This is a genomic window from Streptococcus sp. A34 (genome assembly GCF_043674115.1).
Classification (GTDB): domain Bacteria; phylum Bacillota; class Bacilli; order Lactobacillales; family Streptococcaceae; genus Streptococcus; species Streptococcus suis_V.
Genome location: NZ_JBIMJM010000047.1, coordinates 1 through 12,303, shown reverse-complemented (window position 1 = coordinate 12,303; position 12,303 = coordinate 1). Strand labels below are relative to the sequence as shown.

10 protein-coding genes are annotated in these 12,303 nt (G+C 44.4%); all 10 read right to left on the bottom strand.

The window, feature by feature from the left end; translation table 11 throughout:
* Positions 1–113 precede the first annotated feature (113 nt).
* On the bottom strand, positions 114–1,688 hold the full coding sequence (locus ACHBGV_RS09475) for an ATP-binding cassette domain-containing protein (RefSeq protein ID WP_394736209.1): 1,575 nt from the start codon (positions 1,686–1,688) through the stop codon (positions 114–116).
* A 314-nt stretch (positions 1,689–2,002) separates the two neighbouring features.
* Positions 2,003–3,547 carry a peptide chain release factor 3 gene (locus ACHBGV_RS09470; protein WP_394736208.1) on the bottom strand — a complete coding sequence of 515 codons (1,545 nt, stop codon included), beginning with the start codon at positions 3,545–3,547 and terminating at the stop codon, positions 2,003–2,005.
* A gap of 145 nt (positions 3,548–3,692) precedes the next feature.
* Entirely contained in the window at positions 3,693–4,382 is a 690-nt protein-coding gene (locus ACHBGV_RS09465; protein WP_238140724.1) for a TIGR02206 family membrane protein, read from the bottom strand.
* 84 nt (positions 4,383–4,466) lie between these two features.
* Entirely contained in the window at positions 4,467–5,828 is a 1,362-nt protein-coding gene (gene murF, locus ACHBGV_RS09460; RefSeq protein ID WP_394736207.1) for a UDP-N-acetylmuramoyl-tripeptide--D-alanyl-D-alanine ligase, read from the bottom strand.
* Positions 5,829–6,046: 218 nt separating this feature from the next.
* Positions 6,047–6,715 (bottom strand): ABC transporter ATP-binding protein, encoded by a 669-nt coding sequence (locus ACHBGV_RS09455; RefSeq protein WP_105110801.1) that lies wholly within the window; start codon positions 6,713–6,715, stop codon positions 6,047–6,049.
* Positions 6,716–6,724: 9 nt separating this feature from the next.
* Positions 6,725–7,798: an ABC transporter permease gene (locus ACHBGV_RS09450; RefSeq protein ID WP_105110800.1), complete on the bottom strand. Its 1,074-nt coding sequence runs from the start codon at positions 7,796–7,798 to the stop codon at positions 6,725–6,727.
* Positions 7,799–7,800: 2 nt separating this feature from the next.
* The gene (locus ACHBGV_RS09445; protein WP_105137013.1) at positions 7,801–8,181 is read right to left on the bottom strand and encodes an OsmC family protein; all 381 of its coding nucleotides are present in this window, start codon (positions 8,179–8,181) and stop codon (positions 7,801–7,803) included.
* A gap of 92 nt (positions 8,182–8,273) precedes the next feature.
* Positions 8,274–9,320, bottom strand: coding sequence for a D-alanine--D-alanine ligase (locus ACHBGV_RS09440; protein WP_394736205.1), 1,047 nt, complete (start codon positions 9,318–9,320; stop codon positions 8,274–8,276).
* Between the two features lie 81 nt (positions 9,321–9,401).
* Complete coding sequence (gene recR, locus ACHBGV_RS09435; RefSeq protein ID WP_105154236.1) at positions 9,402–9,998, bottom strand: recombination mediator RecR; 597 nt, start codon at positions 9,996–9,998, stop codon at positions 9,402–9,404.
* Positions 9,999–10,006: 8 nt separating this feature from the next.
* Positions 10,007–12,094, bottom strand: coding sequence for a penicillin-binding protein PBP2B (gene pbp2b, locus ACHBGV_RS09430; protein WP_167785299.1), 2,088 nt, complete (start codon positions 12,092–12,094; stop codon positions 10,007–10,009).
* Positions 12,095–12,303 lie beyond the last annotated feature (209 nt).

The following is a 12,303-nucleotide window of genomic DNA, read 5'->3' as shown; positions in this document are numbered from 1 at the left end:
TACAAAAAGAGAGAACGAATTTCGTCCTCTCTAGGTGTTAGCTTTTCACCTACCCACTACAGTTGACAAAGAGCCTAAAAAAAGCAAAAACCCCAGAAGAGTTTTTGCTGCTGTCAAACTGATAGATGGACCTGCTCATCAAAGAGGGCTAAAAAACTTTCCTCCTGAGAGTGTGTCACAACAATCACCAGTTTGTCCCTTATTTTCTCGAGACTATCCGCAATCAATTGTTCGCTTTGAGAATCTAAACCTGTTGTAGGTTCATCAAATAAAAAGACCTCTGCATCACGGTAAAGGGCACGCGCCAAATCAAACCGTCTCTCTTCCCCACCTGATAATTGCTGAGAAGAGGTCAAGAGAGTAGCAAATCCATCTCCCTGCCGATAGAACCAGTCCTCTAAACCAACTTGCCGCAAGCAAACCATCGCTTTAGACTCATCTAAAGGCGCAAACAAGGTCAAATTATCCCCGATACTAGCTGTAAATAGATTGGTTTTCTGCGGTAGGTAATAGACTTTCCGAAAGAGGGCAAGCTGGTCCAGTTCTGCCAGATTCCTCTGGTTGACCAGGACTCTTCCAGCCTCTGGTTTCTGAATCCCCAGCAAGAGGCGGAGCAAGGTCGTCTTCCCACTCCCACTCTTGCCCAAGATAGCATATTTTTTATTGGCTTGAAAAAGATAAGAAAAATTCTCCACAATCAGATGGTCCTGATAGCGACAGTCAATCCCTTCCAGACCAAGGCTAGTAATGGATTCCTTCAAAACTGGCTTGGCAGCGTGACCTTCTTCCTTCCTATTCAAGAGACCTGTCAACTCCTCCACAACCGTCCGACTAGACAGATAATCCGTCAGCAAGCCTGACATGGTTTGGATAGGCCCAGCCACCGTCCCCATCAGGGTTGTCATAGCAATCAAATCCGAAATGTTCAGCAGACCTTGGAAGACAAAGATCCCTCCAATAATCCAGGAACCTGAATAGACTACGCTGCTCAAACTGTAGGAAACCGCATAAGTCTGGGATTGTTTTTGGGCAAAACGGTTAGCACGCCTAGTGTATTCCTGACTGGATACCGCCAGCTTTTCTTGAAAAACTGGCGTGATGGTGCTGATGCGGATAAAGGAGAGGGCCTCTACAAACTCACTAAACAAGGTGAGATAGGCATTCTTCTCCTCCTGACTGTCCTTTGTCGCACGAGCTAAAATCCCCTTATTAATCACCGGAGCCAAAAATGGAATAAAGCAGAGCGCCAACATGATCATAGCCATGGTTCCTTGAAGGTAGAGAGCTCCAATCAAGGAAAAACTAAAGACTAATATGCTTGTCACCATGGATAGAAGCGGTGTTAGATAGGTAGTTTCTAAGATGTTCAGATGATGAACCAAGGCATGGACCTTATCTGCCTGACTGTCTTTTGTTGCCTCTCCTAAGTTCTCACGCGCATAGACAGTCACTAATTGATTGCGCGTTTCTTCCATAATCTGATTGATTACCTTAAACTTGAGATAGCGCGGCAGATAGTCAAAATAGCCGTCACATAAAAAGAATACCACTGCAATCACCGAACTAGTCATAAATGCCTTTTGGTCACCAGATAAGGCCGCTTCCGAAACACGCGCATAAATAAAACCTGTTGCCGCTAAAATCAGAGCATAGACCACCGACACAGCAATATAAGTAACTATTGCCAACTTGCATTTTCTAAGGTAGTAAAACAAAGTTCAGACCTCCAATCCATTTCCATTTATATAATTATAGTATATTATAATAATGCTTTTTTTGCAATGATAACAAAATGAAAAAAAGCCAGGAATTGCCTGACTTATTATAGGATTGATTGGATTGGCTGAAGAAGGTAAGCTGCTTAACATCAGCTCTCATCTCTCACTAGAAAAGGTTCACTGAACCTCGATGCAGTAGGCATCAACACATTACTGGACACCCTTGCGAGGGAAAGACGACGAAATCGAGTTTGCAAGGCAAACTACCGATTTCTGCACTACTCTCACATCTTCTCTTCCAACTCCACATCTGGGTATTTGTCCGCAAACCAGCGGAGGGCGAAGTCGTTTTCAAAGAGGAAAACTGGTTGGTCAAAGCGGTCTTTGGCTAGGATATTTCGACTAGAAGACATGCGTTCATCTAGGTCTTCTGGCTTGATCCAGCGGACTGTCTTTTTACCCATTGGGGTCATAACTACCTCAGCATTGTACTCGCCTTCCATGCGGTGTTTGAAGACTTCAAACTGAAGCTGACCAACGGCACCCAGCATATACTCGCCAGTCTGGTAGTTCTTGTAGAGCTGGATAGCTCCTTCTTGCACCAGTTGCTCAATTCCCTTGTGGAAGGATTTTTGTTTCATGACGTTTTTAGCAGAAACTTTCATGAAAATTTCTGGGGTAAAGGTTGGTAGCGGTTCGAATTCAAACTTGTTCTTGCCTACGGTCAAGGTATCTCCTACCTGGTAGGTTCCCGTATCGTAAACCCCGATAATGTCCCCCGCTACTGCATTTTCCACATTCTCACGTGACTCGGCCATGAACTGGGTCACATTTGACAACTTGGCTCCCTTACCTGTACGAGGCAGGTTGACCGCCATACCGCGTTCAAATTCGCCTGAAACCACACGGACAAAGGCGATACGGTCGCGGTGACGAGGGTCCATGTTGGCTTGAATTTTGAAGACAAAGCCTGAAAAGTCTTTGTTGAGCGGATCAATGACATCCCCAGTTGTCGTCTTGTGACCATGTGGCTCTGGAGCAAATTCCAAGAAGGTGTCAAGGAAGGTCTGCACACCAAAGTTTGTCAGGGCTGAGCCGAAGAAAACAGGGGTCAAATCGCCGTCCAAAATCGCCTGCTCTGAAAATTCATTCCCAGCTTCCGCCAGAAGTTCAATATCATCCAGAACTTGTGCATAAAATGGGTTAGAGCCAAATAACTTATCCCCCTCATCCAAGCTTGCAAAACGCTCTTCTCTACGATAGAGTTCCAAGCATTTGTTATGGAGGTCATAAAGTCCCTCGAAAGATTTCCCCATACCGATTGGCCAGTTCATGGGGTAGCTGGCAATACCCAAGACTTCTTCCAACTCCTGCAACAAATCAAGCGGCTCACGACCATCACGGTCCAACTTGTTGATAAAAGTAAAAACAGGAATGTTGCGGTGCTTAACAACCTCAAAGAGTTTTTTGGTCTGGGCCTCGATACCTTTGGCAGAGTCCACCACCATGACAGCTGCATCCACCGCCATCAAGGTACGATAAGTATCTTCTGAGAAATCCTCGTGCCCTGGTGTATCCAGGATATTGACACGCTTGCCCGCATAGTCAAACTGCATAACAGACGATGTAACAGAGATACCACGCTGTTTCTCGATATCCATCCAGTCAGACTTGGCAAAGTTACCAGTCTTTTTCCCCTTGACCGTCCCTGCCTCACGAATTTCACCACCAAAGTAGAGCAACTGCTCGGTAATGGTGGTCTTACCCGCGTCCGGGTGAGAGATAATCGCAAAGGTGCGGCGTTTCTTGATTTCTTCTTGTAGTGACATGATTGTTATTCCTTTTTTCTTTGGTCCATAGCAGAGCTGACTTCTTCTTTTGCCCACCAAATCAAAAGAGTACAAAAAAAGAGAGCCACTACTGCAACTCTCTCATTATACCGAAATTCAAGGGAATTTTCAAACTATCTGAAAATCAATGTCTAACCCAGTTCCAATCCGTTTTTTTTAGAAGATTCTGAACCAAACTATTAACTAGCAGAACAGCAAATACAAAGAGCCCGGTCTCCAATAAGAAGTTGAAGGCAACATTTTCACTGTTAATCAAGGGCGTTTTTGATAAAAATCCATAATTGCCCTTCAAAAAGAGATTGGCTAGCAACATCAAACTATGGGTCAACAGTGTCACCCGAATCACAAAGGTCCTGTCCAAATCATCCTCCTTCTGCTCAGACAGCAGATAGATAAGGCTGTTAACCGCCAAAGCGTAATGGCCGATAATAAAGCTCAAAATGGTGACGTGAGGGAAAGCAAAGGGGTCAAAAACTGGATAGACAAAGGCCACAAGAGAGCCAAAGAGTCCCAGGCAGGCAAAATACCGCTTGAGCGGACCAGGCTTGGCAAAAAGCATAAAGAGCATAGACAATCGACAATGATAGAGGGGGAGACTCTCGGACAAGGTCCAGTCTACGGCCATGTACCAGGAATAAAGGGCAATGACCTGAAGGCATTGCAAGCCCCAAAAGAATCGTCTGATCTTAGGCGAACGATGATAAACAACTGCTAAGTAAAGCAGGCCAACATAGATGAGCAAGAGCGACAGATAGGTTAAAATATCCAGCTGGGGAGCTTGACTGCGATGACTGGTAAAAAACACTTCAAACACTGGAGCCTCCTTGACAAGTATTTTAATTAGTATATCAAATATCGACAGAAGTAACAAGAGCTAATTGAATAAATAAGTCTTTCTTTACTTTTCTAATTCCTCAACCAGCTTGGCCAAATTCATAGAATTAGAGCCCTTGAGAAGGATTTGGTCGTTTGGACCTAAAACTGCTTTGACCTGAGCAACTAAGTCATCAAACTGATTCTCTTCCGCAGTTTTCTTGAAGAAATAGATCTTACCAAGCGGGAACATCTGACTAGCCAGCTGAGATAGCTCCTCAATATCCTGACCATAGAAAATCACTGTATCTAGGACATCCGGTGATAGACTCATAATCATTTGATTGTGGAGGTCGACCGATTGAGCACCCAACTCCTTCATCTCCGCCAGAACCGCAATTTTCTTACCACCTTGGTTGGCTGGAATACTTGAAAACGTCTCTAAAATCAAGCGCATGGCCGTTGGATTGGCATTGTAAACATCGCTGAGAATGTCTGCTCCGTTTGCCGCCTTCTTCCACTCGGTGCGGTTGCGGGTCAAGTTTAGACCAGCTAGGGCTGACTTGATTGCCTCATCAGGCACACCCAAGGTCTTGCCCACATAACTTGCTACCATAGCGTTGGTGGCATTGTACTTGCCTGTTACAGGGAGGAAAATGTCGCCGTCCATAAAATTGACGGTGAAGGTCAGGCTATCCTTTGACTCGACTAGACTGGTCACCTGCAAATCAGCCTGCTCGCCGAAGCAAATGAGGTCTACATGGCTCGGCAAGAGCTTATCCGCAATCGGATCTGCAGGGATCAAGAGTTTACTTCCTGGCTCCATTCCATCTGCAATCTGCAATTTTCCTTTAGCAATCTCTTCTCGTGAGCCGAAAAATTCCAAATGGGCTTCACCAAAAAGGGTAATGACAGACAGGCTTGGCTTGGCAATTTCAGATAGGAGATGAATGTCACCCAAGTGGTCTTGACCCATTTCCAAGACCAATTTTTCCGTATCATCGGGCATGTGAAGAACTGTGTAAGGCAGACCAATTTCGTTGTTGTAGTTGCCTTGGGTCTTATAGGTTTTATAGGTGGTGGCAAGGATGTCGTGGATCATGTCTTTGGTCGTGGTTTTTCCGTTTGAACCAGTGACCGCAATGACGTCAACACCTGTTTTTTCTAAATAGTAGGCAGCTAATTTTTGTAGCGCAGCCAGACAGTCGTCCACTAGGATATGGGGGACATTAAGAATGACCTCAGACAGGGTAGCCGCGCAGCCATTTTCAAAAGCCACCGGAATAAAGTCGTGACCGTCACGCGCACCCTTGAGCGGAACAAAGAGGTCGCCCGCTTCAATCTTGCGGCTGTCAAATTCGACTTGACGGAGCGGTGTGTCGGGGTAGTTCGTTACATCATTTTTTGCGCCCACAACTTGAGCGACTTCGTGTAAAGTTAATTTCATTTGATTTCTCCATGTATCGTCATTTAGTTTATCTTTTATTACTTCGACGAATGAGGAAACTTTTTTTCCTTATTTCCAACCTCAAACAAGGTCATTGTTTAAGCTTATCTTGCCGTACTCTAGTACAGCCTACGACTCGTTGCCTAGTACTAAAAGCAAACTAAAAGACTATAAAAAGAGCCGATGGGCTCTTTCCATTATATCACTTTTGCCTTTATTTAGCGAACCTGGGTAAGAACGCCGTCCTTCATCTCGTAGACATTATCGCATTTTTCAATCATACGCTGGTCATGGGTCACCATGATGATAGACTTTTTCCGCTCCTTGCTCTCTTTGGCCAAAAGATTCACCACTTCAAAGGCCCGGTCACTATCTAGGCTGGCTGTCGGCTCATCTGCCAAAATCAGGGCTGGATCATTGTAGAGAGCCCGTGCGATGGCAACCCGCTGACGCTCACCGCCAGACAAATCCTTGGGAAACTTATTTTTCAAATGGTCCACACCCAATTCTACCAAGAGCTCATGGCGCTTGCTTGGATAGGCTGATTTATTGACCTTGTCCACCAATATCAACTGCTTCTCAACGGTTAAAAAAGGAATGAGATTGGAGGCCTGGAGGACAAAACCGATATCACGGTAGCGGAGCTTGGCCCGTTTTTTCTCTGGCAAATCAGAATAATCTTCTTGGTTAATGAGAACACGGCCAGCTGTCGGTGTTTGCAGACCACCTGCCAGGGTTAGAAAGGTAGATTTTCCCGAACCAGACGGCCCGATAATAGCCACAAATTTCCCCTCTTCAATAGAGAAATTGGTCGGCTTGAGGGCGGTGATAGTCTGACTTCCGTCCTGGAAGGTTTTACTTATATTTTCAAAAATCAATGTTTTCATATCAACCTCCTAGGATAGATTTTTCAACGGGTCGACCTTGAAGATCGAGCGAATGGAGAAACTTGCCCCCAGTAGAGCAAAGACAATCAGAGCAGCCCCAATAGTCAGATAGAAGGTCCAATTGTTTTCAAATGGCACAGCGCTTGGCAAACCTAAGGAAGACAAGTAGGTTCCAGCCAGACCAATGACTGTCCCAAAACCTGCCAGCAAGAAGGTTTGAGCCAACACAGATCTTGAAATATAGGCATTTGACAGACCTTGGATTTTCATAAGCCCGAAAATCGGAGACTTTTGGGTTGTCAACACAAAGATGAAAATACCAATGACAATGGCTGAAATCACAATCAAAAAGCCAATCATAAAGCCGAAGGTCATATTTTGTGCCTTATAGCCTGGCAAATTCTCAATAAAATCAGCGGTGGCAACATTTTCCAAATCTGCTGGAAACTTATCTGCTGCACCTCGAACAATGATCGCACTGGCCAGCTTACTAGAGACCTGCTGATCGTCACCCTGCATGAGATCACCAAAGGCTTCCAAGTCCATATAGACCACCGGAGCTACACCGAAGTAAGCCTTGTCCGTATAGCCAACAATAGTCACTTTTTCATCCGTACCAGATAGATAAATCTCATCTCCTAGACCAAATCCCTCAACCTGAGCTAGATTTTGCTCGACAACAATCTCTCCAGCTTTTTCATAGAGACGGCCTTGGACAATATTGGGCTCTAAGAAACTATCAGCCTCAACCGCAAAGATATTGACTTTTTCCTTGTCATCCGAACTGGCATCTTCCTTAACATAGGCGACACCAGCCTGTTGGCGGATGAGAGCCTTCTGGTCTGCCTCCACTTTGTCAATCAACTGAGCATCGATTTTTGAGGCTGTTATCAGACGATTGGCTTCCGAGGATACCAAGATAGAATCTGCCTGCCACTTGTCCACCGCAGTACGGTTTTCCTGCATGAGACCATAGGCCAGGCCTGTCAGGAAAAAGACCAGATAAGAAATCAAGATTAAGAGTCCTAAAATCAGGCCGTAGCGCAGCTTGTTTTGCCGCATTTCTTCAATCGCTAAAAACACTTTTATTCCACACTTTCTAAGACCACAAAGCTTGTGTTGATGGTCAAGTCCTCTCTCAAAAGAACCTTGACATTGCACTTCTTGTCCACGTAGGCTAGGATAGCCGCCTGCTTTTCACTTGAGACCGCCTCAGCAATGGCGATAGTCAAGTCAAAACGGTCATTTTCTAACTGACTTTCCACCTGGACAGGCATAGTTTTATTATTTTCTTGGCTGGCATAATAACCTTGTACACACATGGTCACGCAGGCCGCCAGGGCAATATTGACCAGACTGACAGGTGTCTCGCCTTTCTCAGTCACCCCAAAGCTTGTAATAGGATCTCCGTATCCAGCCGACGTCGCTTGAAAAAGAGCATCCCCCTTGACTTTCGTTTGATACATAACTTTCCTCCAAACATATACATATCATTGTAGACCATTCTGAAAGCCATTGCAAGAAAAAAGATTGGAGCATTCCAACCTTTCTCACTGCCTTAAATCAAATGGCTTTCTCGTTTGTCAAACATTTCCTTGGCTAGGCTAACCAGCTCTTCAATCAAGTCTGGATAAACCAAGCCCATATTGTCCCAAAGCAGGGGATACATGGACCACTGGGTAAATCCTGGCATGGTATTGAGCTCATTGAGGAAAATGTCGCCTTCTTCTGTCAAGAAGAAATCACAACGGGACAGTCCGCAACCACCGATGGCACGGAAGGCCTTGGCGGCATTGTCACGCATGACATCCATGATAGCTTCGTCAATCTTAGCTGGGATTTCCATGGTAATCTTGTTATCAATGTACTTGGCATCGTAGTCGTAAAAAGCAACGTCCTTGACCACTTCACCGGGCAGGGTCGTTTTCACGTCAGCATTTCCCAAAAGCCCAACCTCAATCTCACGAGCAGTTACCCCTTGCTCAATGAGAATACGGCTGTCATATTTGATTGCAAGCGCAATAGCAGAGCGGAGTTCAGCCTCGTTCTCAGCCTTGCTGATGCCGACTGAAGAGCCCATGTTGGCTGGCTTGATAAAGACCGGGAAATGCAGTTTTGTCAGGGTTTCAGCGATGGCCTCCTCCAAATCCTCACCTTCAAAGTAGGTCGTGTAGGCTACCTGGGCAATCCCTGCTGACTCCAGCACGCGCTTTGTCGTAATCTTGTCCATGGCAACGCTTGACGCCAAGATATTGGTCCCCACATAAGGCATTTTCAGAACTTCTAGGAATCCTTGAATAGAACCGTCTTCACCCATAGGGCCGTGAAGAACTGGGAAGACAACCGCATTTTCTTCATAAATGTCGCTTGGACGGATTTTTTGTTCTGCTACAATCGTGTCATTGGTCATCAATTTTTCATCAGCAGCTGGTGTTTGAGAAAATTCTTGGGTCTTCACAAAGTCACCAGCTTGCGTGATGAAATAGGTTTTTACAAAGAATTTATCATAATTGATGGCACGCATGACGCTCTCAGCTGATAAAACGGATACTTCGCGTTCTGCTGAACGACCACCATATAGTAAAATTAAAGTTTCTTTTGTCATATACTTTCCTTTTCTAATTCAAAACAACTATAGTTAGTATAGCATATTTTTTATCTGATGGGCGGACCAAGGTCTCCTAAACTATAATTCTGTCCTATTCTCAATGGCGCGAAGGAGGGTGACTTCATCTGCGTATTCAATGTCACTTCCGACTGCCAATCCTCTTGCCAGGCGAGTAACCTTGATACCTGCTGGCTTTAGGACACGTGAGATGTACATGGATGTCGCTTCACCATCAGCTGTTGCATTTGTCGCTACAATGACTTCTGTCACTTCATTTTCCATCAAACGAGTTAGCAAGGTCTTTAAGTTAATATCGTCTGGTCCAATGCCATTCATCGGGGAAATCAAGCCATGCAAGACATGGTAAAGACCGTGGTATTCTTGGATATTTTCCAAGGCTGTCACATCTCGACTGTCTTCTACAATTAAAATGGTCGACTGGTCACGGCTGATATCTTGACAAATACCGCAAGGGTCCTGGTCTGTCAGATTGCCGCAAATGGAACAATAGGTCAAATCTCTTTTAGCCGCCAGGAGATTTTTAGCAAATTCGTTGACCACATCATCTTCCATACCGATGGTATAAAAGGCTAGACGTGTAGCTGTTTTAATACCGATTCCTGGTAGTTTCGAATAACTGTCAATCAATTTAGCTATGGGAGTTGGGTAGAGCATAAGCCTCCTTAATTCATTGGGTAAAGTGAATTGTATAAATTAATAATTTCTGTCACAATAGTCATGCTAGCTGTGGAATTAAAATCTGTCAGATTTGGTAGAACAACTGCTACAGCAATTTTAGGATTAGCACTTGGGGCATAAGCTACGATATTGGTATTTACAGCACTTATAACCTGACCATTTCTATCCGTCGTAAATGTCTCTGCAGTACCTGTTTTGGCACTGATAGACACAGCAGCACCATTACTGATTTGACGCCCGGTATTAAAGCTACCACTTCCATTTGCTACCTGATAAAATCCCTGTTGTAGAATAGCCAAATCCTGTTCTGAGATGGCAACTTTATTGAGTTCTGTACTTGTCTTCTTCTCAATTAACTCACCTAAACCACCTTCTGCGCTATTCCCATAAATCCCCTCCACCAAGTGAGGAGCTACTCTAGTTCCATTATTGGCGATTGTCGCTACATATTGAGCCATCTGCATCGGTGTATAGTTATCAAACTGTCCAAATGCATTCGTAATAAAGTTTGCGGTGGAATATTCTTCTGGTAAGAAACCTGTTGATTCAAGCGGTAAGTCAATTCCTGTTGGAGCACCTAATCCATATTCCGCAAAAGTAGAACGAAGTTTTGTCATCGCATTTGTCAATGCATCTCCATCGTTCAAAAACATATTAGGAGAATAGGTTTGTCCAAGTAAACCAAGCGCAATTTTTACCATATATGCGTTTGAAGAATATTCTAACGCCTGTGTAACATCCAGATTACTACCATAAGCACCATACCAAGATGTTATTGGAGCAGAACCTGCAAAATAGATTGGTTCGTCTAACTGCACTTGATTGCCACTGATAACTCCATTTTCCCAACCAGATGAAATAGTTGCACCCTTGACAATAGAACCTGGAGTAAAGACGCTTGTGATAGTTCCAAGAGCATCCTCGGTAATACTACTTGTCCCCTTTTCATGTTTATAACCCGACATGGCCAGCACTGCACCAGTAGTCGGTTCTAAAGCTACAGCATATACACCATCTGAATAGAGTGCGCTTCCGGTTGATAACTCACTTTCAAAGTATTTCTTCAATATGGCATTGACACCATCTTGGAAAGCCAAATCAATGGTCAACTTGATATTATTTCCTTTTTGACCTTCTTGGATTGTATCGATAGACTCGACATTTCCATTTCGATTGAGCTTGACTTCCTTGAGCTCTCGTTGCCCTTGTAAGACGCCTTCGTACTGCTTTTCAAGGTAGGCAGTTCCCACACGGTCGTTCAGATAGTAGCCCTTGGCCAGATAATCTTCAGCATCTTCTGCAGGGAGACCAACCTGCTCCGTCGTCACCGTTCCAATAATCGAGGAAAGCGAGGTATCTTTGACAAGACGGTCCCAATTGGTCACTGTTGTAACCCCAGGCATGTCCTGCTCATGAGAAGCAATCAAGGCAATCTGTTCTGCATTGAGGGGCTGGGTTGCTAGGCGGACGGTCTCAAAAAAGCCAGCCTTGTTCATTTGGGTAAAGAGGTAGACAACCTTCTCTTCAGCCTCCGTCAATTGTAAATCTTTGGGGTCCAAGCTCTCTACGGCATTGGCATAAATTGTTCCTTCGCTCAGGCGGTTTCCATCGATACCGAACCGCTTCTCTCTTGGGAGCTCTGCGACAACCTTTTCATAGACATCTGTATCCGCCAAGAGGTAATCTGCCTTGTCCCGCTCCGACACACGAATATCCTCAGGCAAGGACACCCAGGCTACCAATTTTTCCGCAATATCCCGAATTCCTTTGGCAGTGATTTTATTTGACCGAGTAAAGGACACCACCTGGCTTAACTTATTTTCAACTAGCGGAAGACCTTTGGCATCATAAATCTGACCGCGGACCGAACTTCTTGACACCACTTTTTGACTGGCAGTCTCTAATTTTTGGACATAAAAATCTTTATTGATTAGCTGCATATCCACTAAACGAGCAATCAGGACTGAAAACAGGAAGACGACAATGGCAAACAGCATGTTCAACCGCCTTGGAATAATCCTATCCTCTCGCCCCACTCGCGAAAGCAATTTATTCGACACATCGGACCTCATTCTAGAAAGTTTCTACTTATTATACCACATCAGGTTTCATTTTTTCCGACGGAAGATGAATTTCAAAGCGCTTACATTTTACGCAGATTATTATCGGAAATTTTCTATAACATCATTTCCTTTTTCTAATATTTTAAATTGTCAAATTAAGTTAGACTTTTTATATAACTCAGAAAAACTTGGTAAGGTGTTTGATAATTCAAAGACTT